Origin of the sequence: Vibrio sp. SCSIO 43133 (assembly GCF_023716845.1) — a bacterium.
Classification (GTDB): domain Bacteria; phylum Pseudomonadota; class Gammaproteobacteria; order Enterobacterales; family Vibrionaceae; genus Vibrio; species Vibrio mediterranei.
The window spans coordinates 88,868-111,052 of the sequence record NZ_CP068025.1; the positions used below are offsets into that span (position 1 = coordinate 88,868).

Sequence of the window (22,185 nt, forward strand, 5' to 3'; positions counted from 1 at the left end):
GTTCCCTAAGTTATGTCATTGTTTTGTAATTACAATCAAGGATGTTACCACTTCACGTTTCATAATTTGGCAATACGTGTTCATTGTTGAAGGAAGTAAACATGCTCATAAGTAGGCTAATTGTAGCTGGAATATGGCATGAGCACGCCAAAACAAGTAAACTAGAACCAGTTTAAGTGATTAAGTAAGGTAATTTGTTATGAGTGATTTTGAGAAAGAATTAGAGTTGATGTCTTCTCAAGCAGAGTCTGAGCCAGAGGTAGCTCTTCCTTCAATTGAAGAGCAGCGTGAAATTGCTGCGGAGTTAAAGAAGCTTGAGGCTGAAGGTAAATTGACTCCAGAAGTGCTAGAAAAGTACTTTGGCAAGTTTAATCAAAAGAGCCAGACACCAATTCACTAAACCACCTATCTAAGCCCCTGTTAAGTGCAATTTTAACTAGGGGCTTTTAAATAAAAGTACCACTGCTAGCTAAACCCCCTCAATATTTCACACTGAACTTTTGATTTAGTATTTGAGAGCTATATCTCATATCTCAATTTAACACTCGATGCTTAGTTGCAACTGATATTTTTCTCAAAAATGAGACTGCATATGCAAGCCGTTGTTTTGAATAAAAGTTAGTCAAATGCAATCGATTTCATTGCACTTCTAGGCTATTGACGGATGAGAATGCATCGAATTCAATATTAACTTTGGAACTACTTTTCAAAACAAAAATAATCACATGGAGTGAACTATGGCTACCTTGGTAGAGGGAAACCAACGTGCGGTTCTGTTGGCAGAGAATAATTTGCAATCGAGTCTGTTAAAAGAGTCGATTGAACAGCAACTTAATATGGAAATTCGGCTAATTTCACCTGAACGTATTGGTCAACTCAGGCGCAGCACCAAAGATTACAATGTCGATCTAATTATTATTGACTACCCGACGATGGACCATGCGGCGGTAAGACAATACCATGAAGTTAGGGATGTTTTCTCGCTAGAAGCTCAAGAAGTTTTGATAAATACCTCTCCAGGTATCCGTCATTCGGAGATGTTACGTTGGCAACGTTTAGTAGGTGTATTCTATGCGACCGATAACCTAGAGCGGCTTATTACAGGTTTTAAGTGCATACTAGACGGTGAGATGTGGATGAGCCGAAAGTTGGTTTACGAATACATTAAACTTTACCGAGGAAAACATTGCCATACGACAAACCCTTACTACACTAAATTGACTAGAAGAGAACAAGAAATTATTAAACTTTTGGGTAATGGGGCTTCTAACACGCAAATAGCAGAGACTCTTTTTGTGAGTGAAAATACAGTAAAAGCACACTTGCATAATACTTTTAAAAAAATAAAGGTGAATAATCGTCTGCAAGCCCTCATTTGGGCCAAAGATAACATAGCTCCCCATGAACTTGCGTAGTCTTCGCTATTCATATTAAATGCTAACCCGTCTTTTTTGGCGGGTTTTCTAAATGAGTTAAATGAAAGTGAATATTTAGCTTGCTTGTTGTGGATGATGTTCTAATATTATTTTTGATCATGATCACAAAACCAATTCCGAGGTCCATTATAGAGATCTAATGTGATAATTTTTCTAAAAGGCTGTTTGCTATGATGTTATTTATTTTTATCATACGATAGTTTAAGTTTCGTAAATGTTTCGATTAGCTAATCTGCGTCATTCCTACTCTTTCTTGTTAACTATTCTCATCTACTTGCTACCAAATTAATAACCCTAGTTAGTTTATTGGTGTTCTGATGGATAAACTTTAAGCTTGATTCAAGGTTTAGGTTTATATGCAACGTCAGATTGCTGAGGCTAGGAAAGGGTATTCCCATGAAAATGGAACAATGGCTTACCGTTCTATTTAAAACTCCAGGTTTGTTTAAATGCAGCGCTTTATTTAGTTGGATAGTTGTTTCTCTTTTTCTATCTGAAAGCGTCGTTATTGCTGGCGAAGTGAACACCTCTAAAGTAATTGTACATACTGTCCCATTTGAGTCTGGAGAGTTTTTAACCGGTGTTACTGACGCTACTCTGTCGAAGTATGGGTTTGAAGAAGCCAACAATTCAGATTTGAGTACTGAGTCAGATCTTGATAATTATTCAGATATAAATATAGCGAATGCTACATCGGCACAAGTAGTCATCTTGCAAAAAAGCTATGGGTCTGATGGGAAAAATAAAGCAAAAGTCAGTGTTTCCGGGGCTGGGAATCGTGTATTGGCAGCACAACTAGGAGGCAGGAATGAGGCCTACATAGCGCAAGAGGGCAATAATAATACAGCTATTGTAGGTCAAGTTGGCTGGGATTTAAGTTCAGAAAGTGTCGCCGTTGTTATCCAAGAGGGTGATGATAACGAAGCCTACATTGGTCAAAAGCGATACAGAAGTGCATCTAGCAATGTCAGTGTTAATCAAATTGGTAATAGGAATATTGCAGCGGTAGTCGCCGGTTCAGGTGCAGACCTTGGAATATCTCAAGTAGGAAATGGAAGTGAGTTAATAATTAATGCTTCCGGTTCAATGGGAATTTACGTCAATCAAACTAATTAGCGGCGTGGTATGTTGGTGGGTTGATATAAATACGTGCTTCTTAAGAAGTATATGTCGACAAGGAATTATAAAGGATTAAGGTTGTTATTATGAATAAATTAGCATTAGTGGTGAGTATTGCACTAGCTTCTAGTACTGTGGTTGCTGAAGACGTGAATTTCAGTAATTATAGCGACAAGTTAGGTAGTAAATTGAGCGCAGATAACCAATCGGTTATACTTCAATCAAATAACACTACTAGTTCAGTGGTTATCGAACAAGGTAAGCTTGGTAGCTACGACATGAACGTTTCGGTCGTAGATATGAGGTTACAAGATTGGGGAAGACTAAACAAAGTACATGTAAAACAGGATGGAGGTTTTGCAAGTGCCCACGATTCTCTAGTGAAGATTGGTGGAACTAGTGGTGGGGCTGATATCGCTGTTGACCAACGTGGATATTATAATGATTCTGAAGTCAAATTATCAGTTGACGCAGATAATAACTTGGTTGACGTAAAGCAGGATAATAGTGAACGTGCAAAAGGTAACTGGTCTGATGTGGCTATTTCTGGGGCTAGTGATTTCAACAAGGTCGATATAGATCAAGTAGGAAGTGGTAATTTCTCAGAAGTAGTCATTTCGGGAGGTAGTAGTGGTTCTTCAGCAAATAAACAACTAATTAAGGTTGATCAAAATGGCGACAATAATGAGTCATTTGTGAAATTATATGATAATAGTGTTGATAATAACGTAAATATAAATCAGGACGATGATGGTCATTATTCATATGTGGGTGTTAATGGCAATCTAAATGATATTGATGTTAAACAAAGTGGAAAAGCAAGCCATTCGGATATCAACCTTTATGGTGAAAGTGATAGCAATATAATAAATGTGACTCAATCGGGTTCTTACCTTGGGAACAAATCAGAGATCACACTTTATGCTTCTTCAGGAAATAATTCGGGCAACCATATAAACTCTGGAATAAAGGGAATTAGAGTTAACCAAACAGGGGTTGATGTTTCAACTATTGTTATGAACAATTCCACTAACAGTGCTATATACGTCAATCAACAGTAACTTTGATGGTTGATTTGTTTACTAAAGGATCCACAATTGTATTTTTTACAATTGTGGGTCTGTATTCTTCTAACGATTTGTCTACTTTAGTTAGCACAGACATCCAATGCCAACGTAACCTTAATAGTAACCAAGTTACTATTACACAGTACCCTGAAAGTGAAGGAGTCACGTTAAGAACTCAGTCAGGCTCATCTATATTTATTTCTCAGAATGGAGGTATTTCAGTATATGAACTACCGACTTCTCAATTTCCTCTGCTTTTAGAAAGCGTATCCAACGTACGCTGGGAAGTTCGTAGCGACTGCATGATAACTGAAGTAGGCGCATCTCAAGATCTCACTGAGTAACAGGCTTGTTGAAGATACGTTGTCAGGCTTATATCTAAACTTTCTCACTACTGAGACTCTAACTCTAACTTACTGTAATTCCACAAATAAGACTTATTCTTCGGGCTTAGCGCCAGATCCGCTCAATAAATGCTCTGTTATACTTCACAGAATACGGCGTACTAAGCATAGTTACAGGGAGTTGGTTATGTCTGTTGAAAAGGATAGCAACAACGTGCACGCATTATTGTTAGCAGAGAATAGTCTGCAATCCGGTTTGCTCAAAGATTCAATAGAGCAAAAGGTCCCGATCACCATTAGGTTAATGTCTGCTGAGAAGCTTTACCGCTCACGAGATGATGTGGTTGAGAGGGATGTGCGCTTTATTATCATTGACTACGCCGCCATTGGTCATGGCACTGCCACTCACTATCACGAGATTATAGAGAGTATGGACAACAGCATCAAAGAAATTTTATTGAATGCGCCCAGTGACCTAGAACACGCGGAAATGCTTAAATGGCAAAACCTTGTTGGTGTCTTTTATGCCTCGGACACTATTGAAACGTTGGTATCGGGCTTTGAGCGCATTTTAGCTGGGGAGTTGTGGATGAGCAGAAAGCTGGTCTACGAGTACGTGAATTTCTATCGTCGTCGTCAATGCTCAAAAACCAGCCCGTATTATACCAAGCTAACGAAACGAGAACAGCAAATCATTAAGCTGCTTGGCGATGGAGCGTCTAATACAGAGATCGCCGATACTCTATTTGTTAGTGAGAATACAGTGAAAGCCCACCTTCATAATGCATTCAAGAAAATTAAGGTCAAAAACCGTTTGCAAGCATTGTTGTGGGTGAAGAACAACATAGCATCTAGTGAATTCGTTCAATAGTGTGACTATCCGCTGAGCCGAAACAGAGCCTCTTTTTACCGCACGTTGTAACCATTTTCTAACAGTGTCTGATTTCACTAGAAATAGATGCTGTTTTATCGTGTGCACATTTCCATATTTTGAGTGTGGCACGTGATGAAAAAATCTCTCCTATTTTGGGCATTTAGCTTGTTGTCGACCGCTGTATTTGCTGGTCAGTTTGAAAAGGGTAAGCACTATGTAACCTTGCCTCGACCTCAGACTATTGAATCTCAGGTTATGTTATTCCATTCACCTTATTGTGGTCCTTGCGCCATGGTTCACGGGCCATTGGTGGATATTGTTCAAAAACATGACTTAACCTTTAACGAAGTTGTTGTAGGTATGGGGCCTGTCGGTCGCGACGTTCAAGAAGCCTTTGTGGTTGCCAAAGGGCAGGGCACAGAGCAAGCATTTATTGAAGAGTTGATTCATAGAATTCACTTTCGAAGGGATCAAACGCCAAGGTTTCGTAGTGATATTGCCGATGTCTTAGAAATGTGCGGTGTTAATTCTCAACCTTTTGAGGAGCGCTGTGAGCAAATACAAGATGAAGTCGATGACTTTAACAGTTTAATAAAGGAGTATAGGGTTCGAGCGACACCGACGATAATTGTAAATGGTAATCAGCAAGTCATATTGCACCAATTGAGTAGCTTAGAAGAATTAGAACGCCTTATTGTGGAGTTAACAACCTAGTGGTTCAACAAGACGTGCATATCACTTTGTTAAGTGTAGTTATATTGATAGCGCCCATGCTGCTTAGTTGGAACCGTTCAAACCGAATGATGGTCATTGGCTTCAATATGTTGGGTGTTATCTGTATTGCTGCGGCATATCACTATTGTTATCACCCCTTAGCGTACCTTCCATTCTTTATGTCAGGGCTCACTTGTTGGATGTTTGCAGTCGGATTTGCGGTTAATAATCGATAAAAAAACAGGGCTACGGGTAAGTTCCATTTTCCGCATAGCCCTGTTTGCTGCTTACTCGGTTAGCTATAAAATTTCCGTTTTAGCTTGAGAGTATTTGGCGATAATCGGGTTAGACATTGCATCTGGGTCACCAGATGACCACATTCCTCTTTCCATCCCTTTGACAATTAGATGTATAACAGCGGCGTCAATAGCCGACATAATCGCGATATTGACGGGCTCATTGTTGCTGTAACCCAACTCAATTTCGAGTAGCTCTTTATAGTCAATGAATCGGAATGCGCCCAAACCAATTTCATGAGAAGAGATGGTTTTTGAAGTAGTTATACTTAGCAAGACTTGTCCACTACGCACGTCGACTGCTCTAAGGTTGACGGTAACTTGGTCAGTTCGATATTGACCTGAAGCACCTATGCCTAAGTATTTTGCACCTGCGCCGCCAGTTCGTATATTGGAGTCATACGCGACAATACCCCCTTCAATCACCACATTAGCGGAGTTAAGTGACGATAGATCCGAACCATGATTTGAGATCACTTTGTCTTTTTTCTGAGCTGCTCGAATAATCTTACGCTCAGTTAGTAGGTTTTGAAGGCCTTCTCGCTCAAGTGGAACAAACCATTGAGAGTCTAGTAGTGATGTTGTCAGCAATGACGTACCACCCTGAGGTACTGCAGTAGAGAAGTTACTATTAGGCTGAGGCTTATATTGGCCTGTCTGGTCACGAAAATCATAGACAGAAACTAAGATTTTACCTGCTGGTTTAGGCAGCGCGATCAAGTCGGTGTAAGTAGCGCCTCGTGGCATTAATTTAGGCTCTGCAGAGGTATCAGGTATATCCAAAGAATGTGCGCAGCCACCAAGCATTAATGCTAGGCTCAAGTAAATTAGACCTTTCATAATACGTTCCTTGTAAATTAGAGGTCGGGATTAAGTCCAGAAACACTGATTTCGGTGGATTCTCCAGTTGCCTTGTCGACGATCTGAACCAATAAAGTGCCTGAATCATCAACGACATTAAGGAAGAAGTCGTCAGTTTCCAATTGGCCAGTATTGCCATTACCAATATCTGCCAATAATTGGCTAATTAGTCGGGACTCTAAGCTTGAAGCAAGCCTATCTAGTGCTGATTCTTCTTCAAAATCAAACGAACTCGCGTTCGGGTCTTGATAGTCGTTAATTGCGTTCGCATGATTGATCAAGATCGTACTGTTTAATGGGTTCCCCCCAAAGGTAGGATTAACTGGGGTGTAGACGAGTTCGCTCGCCAGTGTTAATGGAGACCCCAATATTCCAATTAACGCGAGTTTAGTTGATAAATTTGCCATCCTTGCCGCCTTAAAATTCATCGTGTTCCAAATCAAAGGTGTCCATGTAAAGACGCTCAGCCTGCCATCGGATAATGTAATTACCCACGACTTGTAAGGCATCGTTTGCCCGGTCTTTAGCCTGTCTTCGACCTGGTGACAACGCTGTTCTGTAGATAGCTTTTCGAGAATGGTATACCTCGATAATACTGCCAGAAAGCGCTGTCGGGATTTCTTTGATAGTGAGATTTTCTTTAAGGTCAGGGTATCTATCATTAAGTTGTTGAGAGAAGAAAAAGTAAAAGTCTTCCCCTAAACGAGTGATAGTTCTATCGACAATAACACCACTAACTTCGCTAAAGTCGTTAAACGGAACCTTAAGTTTGTCTCCTTGCCCTTCTATCTTTTTACCGTTTTCTAAGGGAGCCCCGTTTTCAATGCCATTACTGTTTCCTGCCCCGAATACAGAAGAGGCAAACAAACACATGGTAATCATAAGCAGCAATAACTTCATGTTGGCTCCCATTCAAAAATCCGTTTAAAAAATGAGAAGAGTGAGTTCAACTGAACTTAGATAAATAGTAACCCAAAGCCTTTTTTCACTGCATAAACTTTAGCACTAGTTATTATGACTTTTTTTTCATACTTCGGTTCTTTTGATTGCCTAATAATTACTTCAAATATCCAAGGTTTATTTCTTACAAATCAATTTAAGTTTAGTGTGACTAAAACTAGTTGTAATTAGAATTCTAAATGTCATCGGTTCTTATTTTTTATCAGGCGCAAACTCAATCATTATTTGAAATTACAATTATTGTTTGAAGCGCAACACAACCATTTTAAGAATCATGAAGTGTTAAATCCGAAGTCTGCGTTCAGTTAACTCAGAAGCAGGATGAAAATCGATACATTTGGCAATTCAGGGAAAGTCGCAATGAATGCTTCGATAAAAACGAAACTTCAATCGGTATTAGGCGTAGCGTGCTTAGTCGCTAGCACTAGTGCTGCGAGTACAGCTCTGGTTTTTGCTCCCAACGGAGGGGTTGAGTCTCACGGTGTTTTCTTACATGGAGTAAACGAGGATATCCAAAGTGATTTCAATGATTTACTCAACACTGTAGATGACATCGATAATTATTCAGAGGTGCACATCACTAACGCCACTGATTCGCTTGCGGTTGTAGTTCAGGATAGTCCGGGGAACTCAGCAGGTAACAAGGCGAAAATAGTACAAAGCGGTAGTAGCAATACTGCCCTAATTGGTCAGAAAGGGGCAGCAAATACCGCCTATATCATTCAAGAGGGTGATAACAATGCAGCGGCGATAGGTCAACTTGGAAGAAATGGGCAAGCTCTTGTTGCCCAAAAAGGAGACAATAACTTAGCGGTAATCGGTCAAGCAAATATATTTCATCCTTCGAGCAAACTCAGTATTAATCAAGAGAACGATAACAATATTGCGTTTGTCGCTGGTTCAGGTGGTGCTAATTTAGGTGTTTCCCAGAATGGCGGGGATAACATATTAATTAATGCATCAAGTGCAATGAGAATTTACATAGACCAATCTAACTAGCGCGCGGTATTAACGTTACTTTGGTTTAGTAAATGACTTCTTTTTATAGAAGTTATAGTCGACATGGAAACTTAAAAGGAAATAAGGGTTTTATTATGAAAAGGTTAGCTATTTCAATTTCAGCTCTTTTAGTATCAGCTTCTGTAGCTGCCGTACCAACTGTACCGGGTGTTACCGGCGTACATATCAAAAATGCAGTTGCGAGCTATTCATTGCCTGCTGGCGATAATTCGGCGTTGGTGCTAATGGACGGTGGTGACTATGGTGATGTATCTATCGTGCAAGGTGTTGTGCCTTTGAGCGATGGAAACCTAGCCGTTGTGGATTACACTGGAAGCGGTAATGATAACAACACATCTATTCAGCAAGATCGTGAAGATAACAACGCGTTAGTTCAAGCTTACAATGGCAGCCGAGACAATGACGTAGAAATCATTCAAAACGATGATGGTCGCGCGTGGGTTATGTTTAAAGGTGGTAGTGACGATAATGACGTTGAAATCTTGCAAAGAGGTTCGAGTAACCAAGCTCGCGTTGCTATGAGAAATAGCAGTGATGATAACGATGTCGACATCGATCAGAAAGGGTCCAATTTTGTGGCAAATGTAGGTATGCGAGCCAACAGTGACGATAACGAAGTGTACATTCTACAAAAATCTGGACATAGTAATTCTTTAGCCGAAGTATCGTTAGTAAACGCGGACAATAACGATAATGGCAACAAGTTCAATGATACATCCGGTATCTACATCGTCCAAACAACGGGTGATTACGCTGGTGTATTTATTTCGAATGCTGACCACAACGCTGTCTATATCAAACAAAATTAATGAAGCTTCACTTAATCCAAAGAGCGGCGTATATCGCCGCTTTTCTTTGTTTATTTTCGTACCAAAGTTACGGTCTTCCGGAACCACTTCAATGTACACCTCTTACGGATAACACGATCCAGCTCATATTCGAGCGTCCGCTTAATAGCGGAGAATTGTTAGTAACTAGTCACGAAAGGACAATTTTGAGTATTAGAATGAATGGAGGAGCAACAGCCTATCAGTTAGTTAAAGACTACTTCCCCGTAACAGTCACTGAAGTTGATAGTCAAAGGCAATGGGAAATAATAGAGGACTGTACGATAGAGGTGAAAAAAATCCCCCAATCTCATTAAGATAGGGGGAATTACTATTAGTAAAGGTGATTATATTAGATAGCTAGTTTCGTTATACACCCGCTTCTTTATACAAACGACGACACGCCTTACCATCACTATGGAACAAGTGGCAACGATGTGCAGGGATACCAATCTTAATACGGTCACCGACTTCTACCTCAAGAGTGTCTGGTTGACGGTAGATAACGTCAGCATCAGCACTTTCTAGATTTAGATAGACTTGAGTCTCGTTGCCAAGTTTCTCGACGATCATAACTTCGCCTTCAACTTTAGCATCGCCTTCTTCTTCAGAGACAAGGTGTTCTGGACGCACACCCAGAGACATACGGTCACCTTTGTTTACGGTTGTCCCGTCCACTGGAATCCAGAATGAGTCGCCGTCAGAAAGCTGAACTTTTACGCGCTCTGCTTCGACTTCGTCGATGAATACACTCATGAAATTCATCTTTGGAGAGCCAATAAAACCAGCTACAAAACGGTTGTCAGGATAATGATAAAGCTCAAGTGGTTTACCGACCTGTGCCACATAGCCAGCATCTAGGACAACAATTTTGTCAGCCATAGTCATCGCTTCTACCTGATCATGCGTTACATAGATCATGGTGCAGCCAAGTTGACGTTGCAGCTTAGTGATTTGCGAACGCATGTTGACACGCAGCGCTGCATCAAGGTTAGACAGGGGTTCATCTAGCAAAAATACATTAGGTTGAGATACCAAAGTACGACCAATCGCTACACGCTGGCGTTGACCACCAGAAAGTGCTTTAGGCTGACGCTCTAGTAGATGACCTAATTGAAGAATTTCAGCAGCGTGTTCAACACGGCGGTCGATTTCTGCTTTATCTGCTTTAGCGAGTTTAAGGCCAAACGACATATTGTCGTATAGATTAAGGTGAGGGTAGAGTGCATAAGACTGGAATACCATACCTACGCCGCGCTTTGATGGTTCTACATCATTCATGCGCTCATCACCAATATACAAATCACCGGACGTGATGTCTTCTAAACCTGCGATACAACGTAGTAGAGTTGATTTACCACAACCTGATGGACCGACAAAGACAACAAACTCGCCTTCGTTGATTTCTAGGTCGACATTCTTGGAGATCAGTACGTCGCCGTACGCTTTACTAACATTTTTTAACGTGACACTCGCCATGTAGCTCGTCCTCGATTCATTTTTATATCTTTCTGTCGGTCATTATAGAGATAAGTCGACAGGTAATAATAGTAGGAAATTGGTAAGTGATTAGGGTATTGCTCGATTTTGTTAAAAGGCCTTGTCCTTTGATTGTCTATCTAGCCCCTGATGGAAAGAAAAAAGGGCGGCGCTGTACGATATGGCGCCACCCTCAAAGCCAAGACTTCGCTAGTATCCCCCGACATAAATTGAAGTTCTCCCCCGTAAAATAAATTACCACTAGTACTTCAATTTATGACTACTTGGCGAGTCCGGCGATGCAAACCCAGCATGTGTTTCGTATGAAACTCAAGGAGCACATGGCTCATACTGGTAAAGGGTTCTTACCATCCACTCTTGGATGACTGCAGTTTCCTTGATTCGTGTAAGTCGTACATCCTCCTGATAAAAATAATTGTGGGGGGAGTAGGAAAGGAGGAGGGGTTAGGGGAGTAGAAAAGCCATATGAGATCCAGTTCAAATAATTACTCCTCATAATGGTGAAACATGTCACAACAGAAGATTGTTTTGTGATGTTGATCTATAGTTCTTGCCGACAGAGATCACGGAAATCATTGCTACTCCAAAGGGCGTAGAGAGTAGGAGGATGAGACCTTGCTGTATTTTTTAGATGATACTCATCGAAATTTAGGAAAATCCTCTGGATGACCCTGCGATCAAAACTATAAAAAGGATATGAACATGAAAAAAGCCCTAAGCACTGTAGCTCTAGGTACACTAGTTGCTCTTGGTTCTTTTGGTGCAAATGCTGCTATCGAAGAAGGACAACTCACTATTTGGATCAATGGTGATAAAGGTTATAACGGTCTTGCAGAAGTAGGTAAGAAGTTCGAAGAAGACACAGGTATTAAAGTGACAGTTGCTCACCCTGATGGTCTAGAGAGCCGCTTCCCTCAAGTTGCAGCGACTGGTGACGGTCCTGATATCGTGTTTTGGGCTCATGACCGTTTCGGTGAGTATGCTCAAGCAGGTTTGCTAGCTGAAATCAAACCTTCTAAAGAAGTTAAAGAAGGCATCATTGATTTTGCATGGGATGCAGTTAAGTACGATGGCAAGATTATCGGTTACCCAGTAGCGGTTGAATCCCTATCCCTAATTTACAACAAAGACTTGGTTCCTAACCCACCGAAGACTTGGGAAGAAGTGGAAGCATTGAATGCGAAACTTGCAAAAGACGGCAAGTCCGCAATCATGTGGAACCTAAAAGAACCGTACTTCACATGGCCACTAATGGCGGCTGATGGCGGTTATGCATTCAAATACAACGGTGGTACTTATGACGTTAAAGACGCAGGTATTGCTAAAGATGGCGTGAAAGACGCACTTTCATTCGTGAAGGGCCTTGTCGACAAAGGTGTTATCTCGGCAGATATGGATTACTCAGTGTCTGAGTCTGCGTTTAACCAAGGTAAGACTGCCATGACGATCAACGGTCCATGGTCTTGGGCGAATATCGAGAAGTCTGGCATCAACTACGGTGTTGCTACTCTTCCTAAGTTCAACGGTCAAGCATCTAAGCCTTTCGTTGGCGTACTAACTGCGGGTATCAGTACTGCATCACCTAACCGTGACTTAGCGGTTGAGTTCTTAGAGAACTACTTACTGACTAATGACGGTCTACGTTTAGTTAACAACGACAAGCCACTAGGCGCAGTTGCGCTAACGTCATTCCAAGAAGAGCTAGGTGCTGATGAGCGTATCGCGGCGACAATGGATAATGCGATGAACGGTGAAATCATGCCAAACGTTCCACAAATGAGCGCGTTCTGGGCATCGGCTAAAAACGCTATCGTGAACGTGGTTGATGGACGTCAGACTGTTGATGCTGCTGTAGCAGATGCAGAAAAGCAAATGACTAAGTAACTATTGATATTAGATCTACCCTTTTAAGGAGGGGGCAACCCCTCCTTCTTTTCTATTTTTTGTATTATCGCTAGCAGGTCCTTTTATGCAGTCAGTTCAAGGTACAGATGCCATGTCAGCAACAACCGCTACAGTTCCGAGCAGCAAGAAAGTATTCATTAAGTGGGGACTTCTTGGCTCAGTTGGTCTAGTGAACGGTTACGCGACCATTCTTATGTATTCACGCGGTGAGCTTGCCTTTGCAATGCTTACTGTGATCTTAACCGCTCTGGCACTCTATATTTTCGGCAGTAAGAAAACTTACGCTCACCGCTATATCTATCCAGGTATTGCGGGCATGATTCTCTTTATTCTTTTCCCATTAGCGTATACCGTCGGACTCGCTTTCACTAACTACAGTGCGAAAAACCAACTCTCTTTGGATAGGGCACAAAGCGTCTTAATGCAGCGCACATTCCAAAGCGGTGAAAGCTTCTCTTTTGATTTGTATAAAACGGATAATGGCCATCGTATTTACGTTAAAGACGGTGACCAGCTGCTCGTCACGCCTGAGTTTGATATCTCAAGCCCTAAAGCAGAGTATGACCTTTCTGAAGCTCAGTCTCAGTCGGGTGAAAAAGAGAAAATTAAGGCGATCATTCAAAACCGTTCAGCGCTAAATACTATCGATCTTCACATGCCAGATGGCGCTGATATTAGAATGAGTGGCCTACGTAAGTTCGCGTCGGTACAACCATTGTTTAGCAAAATTGAGGGTACTGACGATCTTCTGAACAACAAGACGGGTGAGACATTCCGTCCGAATATGGAAGTTGGTTTCTATCAGCCTATTGATACGAATGGAGAGTTTACTGGCAATACGGTTTCTCCGGGTTTCATCGTTGATATTGGTACGCACAACTTTGAGCGTGTTTGGAAAGATGATGGTATTAAAGAGCCGTTTATTAGCATCTTTATTTGGACGGTTGTGTTCTCAGTACTGACAGTGATCTTTACTCTGGTCATCGGTATGGTGTTGGCTAGTGTGGTTCAATGGGAGGAACTGAAAGGACGTGCGGTGTATCGCGTACTGCTTATTCTTCCATATGCGGTCCCAGCGTTTATCTCAATCCTTATCTTTAAAGGTCTATTCAACCAAAGCTTTGGTGAAATTAATATGGTGTTACAGAGCCTATTTGGTATCAGTCCAAGCTGGTTCTCTGACCCAATTTTAGCGAAAACCATGGTGTTAATTGTTAACACTTGGCTTGGTTTCCCTTACATGATGATCCTATGTATGGGTCTACTAAAAGCGATTCCAGACGATTTGTATGAAGCATCGGCGATTGATGGAGCAAACTTCATCCATAACTTTACACGCGTTACGTTGCCATTGATGATCAAACCACTAACGCCGCTTTTGATTGCAAGTTTTGCTTTCAACTTCAACAACTTCGTAATGATTCAGCTATTGACTCAAGGTGGTCCAAACATGATTGGTACCTCTGAGCCAGCGGGTTATACCGACCTACTAGTAAGCTATACCTACCGTATCGCGTTTGAAGGTTCGGGTGGTCAAGACTTCGGTCTAGCAAGTGCGATTGCAACGCTTATCTTCCTATTGGTTGGCGCGTTAGCTCTACTCAACTTACGTTTCACTAAACTTGAGCAAGATTAAGGAATATCACGATGCCAATGGTACAAGGTAAATCATTAAAATACCGAGTGTGGGCAACCCATATTGCACTTTGGGTGTTCCTATCACTTATCATCTTCCCACTGTTGATGGTAATCGCAATCTCTTTCCGCGAAGGTAACTTTGCGACAGGTAGTCTGATTCCGGATAACCCATCGCTAGAGCACTGGAAACTGGCGCTAGGGTTCTCTGTGACCAATGCAGATGGTTCGGTGACACCGCCGCCATTCCCAGTACTAACTTGGCTGTGGAACTCGGTGAAAGTAGCAGGCATCTCATCGATTTTGATTGTGGCTCTGTCAACAACGTCAGCTTACGCTTTTGCACGCATGCGTTTCCCTGGAAAGAGCACCATTCTTAAAGCGATGATGATCTTCCAAATGTTCCCGGCAGTACTGGCGTTGGTTGCGTTATATGCACTATTCGACAAGCTTGGTCAGTACATTCCTTTCTTAGGATTGAACACGCATGGTGGTCTTATCTTCTCCTACTTAGGCGGTATTGCACTGCACGTATGGACGATTAAAGGCTACTTTGAAACGATTGATAACTCGCTAGAAGAAGCTGCAGCACTAGATGGTGCGACTCCTTGGCAGGCGTTCCGCTTGGTACTATTGCCACTGTCTGTGCCAATTCTAGCGGTAGTCTTTATCCTGTCGTTTATTGGGGTTGTGGGTGAAGTACCAGTAGCATCATTACTGCTTTCTGATGTAAACTCATACACATTAGCGGTTGGTATGCAGCAATATCTGTACCCTCAGAACTATTTATGGGGCGACTTCGCGGCAGCGGCGGTATTGTCAGCATTACCTATCACAATCGTATTCTTACTTGCGCAGCGCTGGTTAGTGGGTGGCCTCACAGCTGGTGGTGTTAAAGGATAATAACGATAAGGGTGATCGCAAGGTCACCCGTTTTTTTGTCTTGTTTGACACTCAATTGGTTTGGCCGCCGACAAGTCAGATAAGATCACTGGTGTTACGTATAGCTGGCTGTTACCAGGATTCCTTACTATCACGAATAACAGTTTCTTGTAACCGATGCCTGAGCTTAGTCTCGGGCGTTTTCTTTTCTAGCCATCAATTCTTTTCGTCCATTAAATTGTGACCTAATAGGAATAGCCGTACGTCCGTTCATTACCTATTGTTATTATTGACAATTAATGCTGTTAAAAGCAGCAGTTGGCTTGTGTTGTCGTAGGCAGTCTGTGCTCGGTGTGTTATAAGTTTTAACAGACCTGAAATAGGTAGCCAGTTTGTCTGAAAAAGGGAGAATCAGATGACAAGAATTACGGAATCGAAAGCCTTAATTTATTCAGCCATTGGGGCAGGCCTGTTAGCGCTGTGGGGCGGTCTAATGGCAATGATTTCTGGCTCAAGTGCCATCTTGCTTGACGCCTCGTTTAACCTATTATCAGCGGTGGTGTCTTTCGCCTCTCTGCGCATTGCAAAGTTAACTGAATCTGGTACATCACGAAACTACCCGATGGGGTTCTTTGCCTTTGAGCCACTTATTGTTGTCATCAAAGGAATTACTATATTAATACTTATTGCGTTCGCAGTCGGTAGTAATATTCCGGTTATTCTTGCAGGAGGCCGTGAGCCGGCACTAAGTTTAATGGCAATTTACGTCTTTCCTGCCGTGGCGTTGTGTGCTTTTCTCTATTGGATTTGTCACCTAGGACACAAACAGTCAAACTCCGACATTCTTAAGGCAGAAAAGAACGCTTGGTTTATCAATGGAATCATTTCGGGAGCTATTGGGGTAGCACTGCTCTTGGTGATGTTGATTCAAGGGACATCGTTTGGATGGGTAGCACGCTATATCGACCAAATTCTTGTTGTGCTATTTAGTTTGGCCTTCATTAGTGACCCAATCAAACTTATCAAAAATGGTATGCGTGAACTCACCTTAGCCATGCCTCCGATAGAGCACACTAAGCCGATTTATCGCGGTCTGAAAGGTTTAGCTCAGGAGTATGAGATTGAGATTGTCGATATCTTTATTGCTAAGCTTGGTCGAAAAACTTGGGTGTCTGTGTATGTGGATCCTAAGCGTGAATCGATGACATTCAAGAGCTATGAACGATTTGTTGATGATTTGAGGGCTAAAGTAGATAAGCCTTACACCATGACCGAGGTAGACGTCATCCTTAAACGCTCACCAACAGCAGCAAGTGAGACTAACTTAGTTCACGACTAGAGGGTGCGCATCCCACGTACTGGAGCAGAACGTAAAGACTTTCTTGCTCCAGTGCGACTCGCTGTAACAAATCAGCAAAGACATCGTCGCCACCAAAGCACGCTTTAATGTAGTGATTGATCTCGTCTCTTTGATAACCTTCCACATACATCGTTCTGATCCATTGGTACTCGACAGATTTTAAGTTAGTAAGTGTTGTTTCACTTAACGTGATGTCGTTGAGGGTCAAGCCGAGCTCCTATCTCTTTTGGCATTAAAGTTTGGCGATTACATCAAACTTTAATGAAAGAAAAATGACAGTTGCGTGACTTGACAGTGAATTGACAAACTAGACTATTGATTCAACATTCTGTTTCAAAAGGTAAATTAGTTCGTTCACGCTGTTTTTATGTTCACCAAGCTTGGTATAAATCCCGATATTGCCTACTTTTTGCCTATCAATATGGCAGGCTTTCAAACCTAAGCTTGCTAACCACTGTTCCGCTCTGTGACTGTATGGCATAACTGCTTGAGTCATATGAAGCATGTCTATACTGGCTAATACAGAGTCTACATCGTAGACAACACGTTCTTCTAGAGAGCCATCATGAGGTAGGCCATTAGACAGCACGGATTGGTGTCGGGGGTGGTTCGGTGTTACTCGAAGCAATGGAAACTGATCTATCTCGTTTGGTTCTGCATTCGATTTCGCTAACGGGTGTTGTTGTGATACGTAGGTTGCTTCGTAATCTTGGAAAAGAGGTTGGAAGGCTACACGGCAGTCGTCAGAGAGATCCAATACCTCATGACCTATAAATAAATCTATATCACCTCGTGTTAGGTGGCTCAGTAGGGAGAGGTTATTACCAAACTCGAGATGAAACGAATTTGCTGGGTTTAATGACTGATAATCCTTTACCGATTGACGTACAAATCGTTCCCACCATACTTCTCCAGTACCGATTTTTATCTTGCCGAATTGACGTTGTTGCATGTCATTAAATTGATGTTTGAGAGAGAAGTATTGTTCCTGCTGTTCCTGCGCAAATGCCCGAAATTTCTCGCCATATGGCGTGAGTTCAACACCTTTTGATAATCGATTAAATAGAGGCGCGCCCATTTCGGATTCCAATTTTTTTATCGCGGATGTCAAAGACGGCTGACTGATAAATAGTTCATCAGAGGCTCGTTTGATGTTGCCATGCTTTGCGACTGCTAAGAAGTACTTTAACGATTTGTTGATAGCCATGTTTCGCACCAAGGTGTTATATAAAAATTCTATATGATTATACGTATATTCTATTTTCTTTCCTACTGAGCAATGCGTAGAGTGATGGAATAAACTAAGCCTATTAAAGGAATTGAACATGGAAAAAAGATGGTGGCATAACTCCGTTGTCTATCAGATTTACCCGCGCAGCTTCTGTGACTCCAACGGTGATGGAATTGGAGATCTAAACGGTATTCGTTCCAAACTAGACTATTTAACTGAACTCGGTGTGGATGTGATTTGGTTATCGCCTGTCTATCAATCTCCAATGGACGATAATGGTTATGATATTTCAGACTATCAAGCAATCGCACCCGAGTTCGGCACAATGGAAGATATGGATGCCTTACTAGCGGAAGCCAAAGAAAGGGGCATCAAAATCGTCATGGATTTGGTCGTCAATCATACCTCTGACGAGCACGAATGGTTTAAACGCGCTTGCGAGTCGAAAACCTCGCCTTATCGAGACTATTATGTTTGGCGAGATGCAAAGCCGGATGGCAGTGCACCGAGTGATATGGGCTCAATCTTTGGTGGGAGTGCTTGGGAGTGGCATGAGCCCACACAGCAGTATTACTTACATTTGTTTTCAAAAAAACAGCCGGATTTAAACTGGGAAAACCCTAAAGTACATGATGAAGTTCATAAAATGATGAACTGGTGGATCGATAGGGGGATTGGTGGTTTCCGATTAGATGTCATTGATTTGATTGGTAAAGAAATTGATAACGGTATTACGGGTAATGGACCACGCCTACACCCTCTACTTAAGCAGATGAACAATGCCACATTTGGCGACAAAGATCTGCTAACAGTAGGAGAAACTTGGGACGCAACGCCTGAAATCGCCAAGCTTTACAGCGCGGAAGACCGCGAAGAGCTATCGATGGTGTTCCAGTTTGAACATATTACCTTGACCTGGACGAATGGTGACAAGTGGAAGCCTGCGCCGTTAGATCTAAAGGCATTCAAACAGGTTCTGACTAAGTGGCAATTGGAGCTTAAAGAGACCGGCTGGAATTCGCTGTTTTGGAATAATCATGATTTACCACGAGCGGTGTCTAAGTATGGAAACGACGGCCAGTATCGAGTGAAATCGGCCAAAATGTTAGCGACAGTATTACATTGTTTAAAAGGCACGCCTTACATCTATCAAGGCGAAGAGATTGGTATGACGAATGTGAAGTTCGACAATCTTGAGCAATATAAAGATATTGAAACGCTCAACTTTTACAAGGTAAGAACCGAAGCAGGTGTGAGTCATGAAGAGATGATGGCGGCGTTGGCTGAAAACAGTCGTGACAATGCTCGTACACCAATGCAATGGTCAAATGAAGCCAATGCAGGATTCTCTACTGCCGAACCTTGGATCGAGGTCAATCCGAACTACACAGCCGTGAATGCTAAGCTTGATAGAGCCTCGAACGAATCAATCTATGAGTATTACAAAGCACTTATTGGTCTTCGTCGTGAGTTTGAGGCGGTGATTTACGGCGACTTTATTCCTTTACTCGAAGAACATGACAAGGTATTCGCTTACCTACGTCAACATGGAGAACAAACCTTACTTGTGGTTGCAAACTTTAGTGATGAGAGTGTTGATGTCGATTTAGGCATTGAGGCTCCAGCTCAATGTACAGAGTTATTGTCAAATGCAAGGATTGATTTCTCAGATTTTAGTTGCCTTACTTTAAAATCTTATGATGCAGCAGTACTGCGTCTATAGAGCCGAGGTTTAAAATGGAACCAAAAAGGCGAGAACTCAAGTTCTCGCCTTTTTGGTTTTCAATTGGCTAACTCAGTTAGTACGGCTGATTATTCTCGCTGTCGCGCTCTCTATCCACGTCTAATTCGTAAGAGTATGGGTCATAGGCGCAATCGCCGATATCATTCCTAGGACACACATGTTCAGTGTTTCTCTCTACCATTGGGGTGTTACACATAGGGCAAGTACGATCCATTTTCTATCTCCTATATTCACCTGACGTGAGGTTGTGAAGCCTATACCGTTGCCCAAAAAAGACAAACGGCTTCCATTTTTACGTCGAGTGATCTGGAAAGATCTTTTCTCGACCTCTAATGATATAGACAGCTATCTAGATGAATTCAATGGCACTTTTATGAATGACCTGGAGAGTGTGATCCTGCGTTAACAATTACAAAAACGTACGGAGCTCTGTTACATAGATATTAGTTTGAATTTAAGAGGCTTTTTCCCAAATTGCGATGAAAAAGCCCGAATCAGTCGGAAATCGGTTGAAATATTTGCTAACAGTAATCTATTGGCAGAGCGGAGTTACTCATCTGGTTGATTGGTTTTGTCGTCCACGTAAGGCCAATAATGATGACCGACCCTGATAAGTATTGTCGCCGCTGCCAAAACAAACGCAGCAAGAGACAGCCAAACGATAGGGACAGCGTCCAACTCTTTCATTCCCAGCGTGATATAACGAGCGATAGCCATCATAGCGATGTAGATAGGGTAACGTACTGGGATTTTACCGTTCATCACAAACTGTTGGACCATCGCTAATACTTCCAAATAGATGAACATCAGCAGAATATCAGTCAGCAGAACGCGACGTTCGGTGAAGACGTGCATGAACTCTTCAATCATCGCAAACAGCGTAGCGAGCGTGATTGCAACCAACAAGACAGCTTCAAGAATATGGAAGACCTTTAAGAAAGGTTTACTGAATGATTTTGGTAAATGGGAAGGCATGAAATTTCTTCGATAATAACTGGTTAACCTCTACCTTAGCATAGATGAGGTAAACTCGCGTAGTTCTATAATCGGTAACAGTCAGATATAAAAGCGATTATGGTGCAACTTACTGAGTTGACGAGAACTTAAATATATTAGTGGGAAAGACAAGGCGATCAAAAAAGCCCGCTTTTTTACGACGGGCTTGACCTACGATCAAAACAGTTATAACTATCTTAAAATTTGCTTCTCTGCGGTTGTTAGCGCATCTTCAACCGTTTGGCGTCCGTTAAGTGCATTCTCAATAGCAGCACCTTCTGAAATCCAATACGTCATCATTTGTGGGATGGCTGGCATAATCTCACCGTTTTCGGCATTGAGCATTGTGGACTTAATGCGAGCATCGGATTCTAGAGAATTCTGGAATGTCTTAAGTGTCACAGCACCAAGAGGTTTGTCGTTGTTTATCGTTTTAAGAGCCTCGTCGGTAAACAGGTAATTTTCGATAAACTCAACCGCTAAATCCTCATTTGGACTAGCTGAGCTGATACCGGCACTCAAAATGCCAACAAATGGATTGGATTTATTACCATCTAGAGTAGGGAATGTCGCCACACCGTAATTTAAGCCTGCTTTATCTAAGTTGCCCCATGACCACGGTCCATTGATGGTCATTGCCACATCGCCTTTCGCGAATGCAGATTCGGCATTCGCATAGTCCATACCAGGGTCGACAATGCCTTTCTTTTTCATATCAAGCAGGAAGGCTAGGTTTTTGCGAGCTTGTTCGCTGTTAATACCAACGTCTGCTGCGTCGTGACCATTTTCGGTCTTCTTAAATGAGTAGCTTCCTGCAGAGACGATAGGCCAAGTGAAATACGCATTTTTTACATCCCACATGATGGTTTGTTTTCCTTGCGCCTTCATGTTCGCTTGGATAGCAGGGAGCTCTTCCCATGTTTTTGGCGGTTCTGGTAACAAGTCTTTGTTATAAATAAGAGATATCGCTTCGATGGCAAGAGGGTAGCCAATTAACTTACCGTTGTAATTAACGGCATCCCAACTGAAATCGACCAGTTTTTCTTGAAATTCTTTGCTTGGTTTTACTTCACGTAGCAAGCCTGCTTCCGCATAGCCGCCAAAGCGGTCGTGAGCCCAGAAAATAATGTCAGGACCATCGCCAGTTGCCGCAACTTGTTGAAAGCGAGACTCTAAAGACTCTGGAAATTGAACGCTAACTTTAACACCAGTGTCTTCTTCGAACTGACGACCAACTTCTGCTAAGCCTTCATAGCCTTTGTCACTGTTGATCCAAATTAGTAATTCACCCTCAGTTACTGCGAATGCTGGTGCTGCCATTAACGTCGCTAGTGCGATAGCGGACAAGGATGTTTTTAGATTTTTCATTGTTACGATCCTGACTATTTGTAATGGCATTAGAATAAACCTAATT

The 22,185-nt window shown here is 42.0% G+C and carries 22 protein-coding genes; 13 read left to right on the forward strand and 9 right to left on the reverse strand.

Going from position 1 to position 22,185, the window contains the following annotated elements:
• The first annotated feature begins 199 nt into the window (after positions 1–199).
• From JKJ11_RS17205 to JKJ11_RS17230, 6 genes are all read left to right on the forward strand, one after another.
• Positions 200–400 (forward strand): hypothetical protein, encoded by a 201-nt coding sequence (locus tag JKJ11_RS17205; RefSeq protein WP_006069048.1) that lies wholly within the window; start codon positions 200–202, stop codon positions 398–400.
• A 337-nt stretch (positions 401–737) separates the two neighbouring features.
• Entirely contained in the window at positions 738–1,415 is a 678-nt protein-coding gene (locus JKJ11_RS17210) for a LuxR C-terminal-related transcriptional regulator (RefSeq protein WP_252039616.1), read from the forward strand.
• A 417-nt stretch (positions 1,416–1,832) separates the two neighbouring features.
• Entirely contained in the window at positions 1,833–2,552 is a 720-nt protein-coding gene (locus tag JKJ11_RS17215; RefSeq protein ID WP_252039617.1) for a curlin subunit CsgB, read from the forward strand.
• A gap of 89 nt (positions 2,553–2,641) precedes the next feature.
• Positions 2,642–3,616, forward strand: coding sequence for a hypothetical protein (locus tag JKJ11_RS17220; protein WP_252039618.1), 975 nt, complete (start codon positions 2,642–2,644; stop codon positions 3,614–3,616).
• Positions 3,617–4,153: 537 nt separating this feature from the next.
• Positions 4,154–4,837 (forward strand): LuxR C-terminal-related transcriptional regulator, encoded by a 684-nt coding sequence (locus JKJ11_RS17225; protein ID WP_063603302.1) that lies wholly within the window; start codon positions 4,154–4,156, stop codon positions 4,835–4,837.
• Positions 4,838–4,972: 135 nt separating this feature from the next.
• Positions 4,973–5,554 carry a DsbA family protein gene (locus JKJ11_RS17230; RefSeq protein ID WP_236109627.1) on the forward strand — a complete coding sequence of 194 codons (582 nt, stop codon included), beginning with the start codon at positions 4,973–4,975 and terminating at the stop codon, positions 5,552–5,554.
• Positions 5,555–5,853: 299 nt separating this feature from the next.
• Here JKJ11_RS17230 and JKJ11_RS17235 read toward each other — a convergent pair whose 3' ends face one another.
• From JKJ11_RS17235 to JKJ11_RS17245, 3 genes are read right to left on the reverse strand one after another with little or no spacing between them, the layout of a single operon-like run.
• Positions 5,854–6,690, reverse strand: a complete 837-nt coding sequence (locus tag JKJ11_RS17235; protein WP_006069040.1) for a CsgG/HfaB family protein — start codon at positions 6,688–6,690, stop codon at positions 5,854–5,856.
• A gap of 17 nt (positions 6,691–6,707) precedes the next feature.
• The gene (locus tag JKJ11_RS17240) at positions 6,708–7,118 is read right to left on the reverse strand and encodes a curli assembly protein CsgF (RefSeq protein WP_031494927.1); all 411 of its coding nucleotides are present in this window, start codon (positions 7,116–7,118) and stop codon (positions 6,708–6,710) included.
• Positions 7,119–7,128: 10 nt separating this feature from the next.
• Complete coding sequence (locus JKJ11_RS17245) at positions 7,129–7,611, reverse strand: curli production assembly/transport protein CsgE (protein WP_110165257.1); 483 nt, start codon at positions 7,609–7,611, stop codon at positions 7,129–7,131.
• Positions 7,612–8,031: 420 nt separating this feature from the next.
• On the opposite strand from JKJ11_RS17245, the gene JKJ11_RS17250 reads away from it, so the two are divergent.
• On the forward strand, positions 8,032–8,670 hold the full coding sequence (locus JKJ11_RS17250) for a curlin subunit CsgB (protein WP_252039619.1): 639 nt from the start codon (positions 8,032–8,034) through the stop codon (positions 8,668–8,670).
• Between the two features lie 95 nt (positions 8,671–8,765).
• The gene (locus JKJ11_RS17255; RefSeq protein ID WP_006069036.1) at positions 8,766–9,500 is read left to right on the forward strand and encodes a curlin repeat-containing protein; all 735 of its coding nucleotides are present in this window, start codon (positions 8,766–8,768) and stop codon (positions 9,498–9,500) included.
• Between the two features lie 387 nt (positions 9,501–9,887).
• Here JKJ11_RS17255 and malK read toward each other — a convergent pair whose 3' ends face one another.
• Entirely contained in the window at positions 9,888–10,997 is a 1,110-nt protein-coding gene (gene malK / locus JKJ11_RS17260) for a maltose/maltodextrin ABC transporter ATP-binding protein MalK (RefSeq protein WP_031493156.1), read from the reverse strand.
• Between the two features lie 723 nt (positions 10,998–11,720).
• Here malK and malE (JKJ11_RS17265) point away from each other — a divergent pair.
• The 4 genes from malE (JKJ11_RS17265) to JKJ11_RS17280 all read left to right on the forward strand — a co-directional run bounded on the left by malE (JKJ11_RS17265) (position 11,721) and on the right by JKJ11_RS17280 (position 16,779).
• The gene (gene malE / locus JKJ11_RS17265) at positions 11,721–12,902 is read left to right on the forward strand and encodes a maltose/maltodextrin ABC transporter substrate-binding protein MalE (protein WP_006069033.1); all 1,182 of its coding nucleotides are present in this window, start codon (positions 11,721–11,723) and stop codon (positions 12,900–12,902) included.
• Positions 12,903–12,987: 85 nt separating this feature from the next.
• On the forward strand, positions 12,988–14,559 hold the full coding sequence (malF, locus tag JKJ11_RS17270; protein ID WP_124941881.1) for a maltose ABC transporter permease MalF: 1,572 nt from the start codon (positions 12,988–12,990) through the stop codon (positions 14,557–14,559).
• Between the two features lie 11 nt (positions 14,560–14,570).
• Complete coding sequence (gene malG / locus JKJ11_RS17275) at positions 14,571–15,461, forward strand: maltose ABC transporter permease MalG (protein WP_006069031.1); 891 nt, start codon at positions 14,571–14,573, stop codon at positions 15,459–15,461.
• 394 nt (positions 15,462–15,855) lie between these two features.
• Entirely contained in the window at positions 15,856–16,779 is a 924-nt protein-coding gene (locus JKJ11_RS17280) for a cation efflux transmembrane domain-containing protein (protein WP_252039620.1), read from the forward strand.
• On the opposite strand, the gene JKJ11_RS17285 is transcribed toward JKJ11_RS17280, so the two are convergent.
• Together JKJ11_RS17285 and JKJ11_RS17290 are read right to left on the reverse strand one after the other, a co-directional pair.
• On the reverse strand, positions 16,760–17,008 hold the full coding sequence (locus tag JKJ11_RS17285; protein WP_006069029.1) for a hypothetical protein: 249 nt from the start codon (positions 17,006–17,008) through the stop codon (positions 16,760–16,762). The two genes, JKJ11_RS17280 and JKJ11_RS17285, sit on opposite strands and share 20 nt — an antisense overlap.
• Positions 17,009–17,107: 99 nt before the next feature.
• Complete coding sequence (locus tag JKJ11_RS17290; RefSeq protein WP_038221580.1) at positions 17,108–18,001, reverse strand: LysR family transcriptional regulator; 894 nt, start codon at positions 17,999–18,001, stop codon at positions 17,108–17,110.
• Positions 18,002–18,125: 124 nt separating this feature from the next.
• Here JKJ11_RS17290 and JKJ11_RS17295 point away from each other — a divergent pair, with 124 nt between their 5' ends.
• Positions 18,126–19,754, forward strand: coding sequence for a glycoside hydrolase family 13 protein (locus tag JKJ11_RS17295; RefSeq protein WP_252039621.1), 1,629 nt, complete (start codon positions 18,126–18,128; stop codon positions 19,752–19,754).
• Between the two features lie 76 nt (positions 19,755–19,830).
• Here the strand turns inward: JKJ11_RS17295 and JKJ11_RS17300 are convergent, their stop codons facing one another.
• The 3 genes from JKJ11_RS17300 to malE (JKJ11_RS17310) form a co-directional block, all read right to left on the reverse strand.
• Positions 19,831–19,989: a hypothetical protein gene (locus JKJ11_RS17300; RefSeq protein WP_156020507.1), complete on the reverse strand. Its 159-nt coding sequence runs from the start codon at positions 19,987–19,989 to the stop codon at positions 19,831–19,833.
• 335 nt (positions 19,990–20,324) lie between these two features.
• A complete protein-coding gene (locus JKJ11_RS17305; protein ID WP_006069026.1) occupies positions 20,325–20,750 on the reverse strand; it encodes a phosphate-starvation-inducible protein PsiE in 426 nt (141 codons plus the stop codon).
• 213 nt (positions 20,751–20,963) lie between these two features.
• Positions 20,964–22,139 (reverse strand): maltose/maltodextrin ABC transporter substrate-binding protein MalE, encoded by a 1,176-nt coding sequence (malE, locus tag JKJ11_RS17310; protein WP_006069025.1) that lies wholly within the window; start codon positions 22,137–22,139, stop codon positions 20,964–20,966.
• Between the last annotated feature and the right edge of the window lie 46 nt (positions 22,140–22,185).

What these genes read in the sequence shown, in the direction of transcription:
- JKJ11_RS17205 (WP_006069048.1), top strand. Translation starts at nt 200, where the DNA reads ATGAGTGATTTTGAGAAAGAATTAGAGTTGATGTCTTCTCAAGCAGAG.
- JKJ11_RS17210 (WP_252039616.1), top strand. Translation starts at nt 738, where the DNA reads ATGGCTACCTTGGTAGAGGGAAACCAACGTGCGGTTCTGTTGGCAGAG.
- JKJ11_RS17215 (WP_252039617.1), top strand. Translation starts at nt 1,833, where the DNA reads ATGAAAATGGAACAATGGCTTACCGTTCTATTTAAAACTCCAGGTTTG.
- JKJ11_RS17220 (WP_252039618.1), top strand. Translation starts at nt 2,642, where the DNA reads ATGAATAAATTAGCATTAGTGGTGAGTATTGCACTAGCTTCTAGTACT.
- JKJ11_RS17225 (WP_063603302.1), top strand. Translation starts at nt 4,154, where the DNA reads ATGTCTGTTGAAAAGGATAGCAACAACGTGCACGCATTATTGTTAGCA.
- JKJ11_RS17230 (WP_236109627.1), top strand. Translation starts at nt 4,973, where the DNA reads ATGAAAAAATCTCTCCTATTTTGGGCATTTAGCTTGTTGTCGACCGCT.
- JKJ11_RS17235 (WP_006069040.1), bottom strand. Translation starts at nt 6,690, where the DNA reads ATGAAAGGTCTAATTTACTTGAGCCTAGCATTAATGCTTGGTGGCTGC.
- JKJ11_RS17240 (WP_031494927.1), bottom strand. Translation starts at nt 7,118, where the DNA reads ATGGCAAATTTATCAACTAAACTCGCGTTAATTGGAATATTGGGGTCT.
- JKJ11_RS17245 (WP_110165257.1), bottom strand. Translation starts at nt 7,611, where the DNA reads ATGAAGTTATTGCTGCTTATGATTACCATGTGTTTGTTTGCCTCTTCT.
- JKJ11_RS17250 (WP_252039619.1), top strand. Translation starts at nt 8,032, where the DNA reads ATGAATGCTTCGATAAAAACGAAACTTCAATCGGTATTAGGCGTAGCG.
- JKJ11_RS17255 (WP_006069036.1), top strand. Translation starts at nt 8,766, where the DNA reads ATGAAAAGGTTAGCTATTTCAATTTCAGCTCTTTTAGTATCAGCTTCT.
- malK (WP_031493156.1), bottom strand. Translation starts at nt 10,997, where the DNA reads ATGGCGAGTGTCACGTTAAAAAATGTTAGTAAAGCGTACGGCGACGTA.
- malE (WP_006069033.1), top strand. Translation starts at nt 11,721, where the DNA reads ATGAAAAAAGCCCTAAGCACTGTAGCTCTAGGTACACTAGTTGCTCTT.
- malF (WP_124941881.1), top strand. Translation starts at nt 12,988, where the DNA reads ATGCAGTCAGTTCAAGGTACAGATGCCATGTCAGCAACAACCGCTACA.
- malG (WP_006069031.1), top strand. Translation starts at nt 14,571, where the DNA reads ATGCCAATGGTACAAGGTAAATCATTAAAATACCGAGTGTGGGCAACC.
- JKJ11_RS17280 (WP_252039620.1), top strand. Translation starts at nt 15,856, where the DNA reads ATGACAAGAATTACGGAATCGAAAGCCTTAATTTATTCAGCCATTGGG.
- JKJ11_RS17295 (WP_252039621.1), top strand. Translation starts at nt 18,126, where the DNA reads ATGGAAAAAAGATGGTGGCATAACTCCGTTGTCTATCAGATTTACCCG.
- JKJ11_RS17300 (WP_156020507.1), bottom strand. Translation starts at nt 19,989, where the DNA reads ATGGATCGTACTTGCCCTATGTGTAACACCCCAATGGTAGAGAGAAAC.
- JKJ11_RS17305 (WP_006069026.1), bottom strand. Translation starts at nt 20,750, where the DNA reads ATGCCTTCCCATTTACCAAAATCATTCAGTAAACCTTTCTTAAAGGTC.
- malE (WP_006069025.1), bottom strand. Translation starts at nt 22,139, where the DNA reads ATGAAAAATCTAAAAACATCCTTGTCCGCTATCGCACTAGCGACGTTA.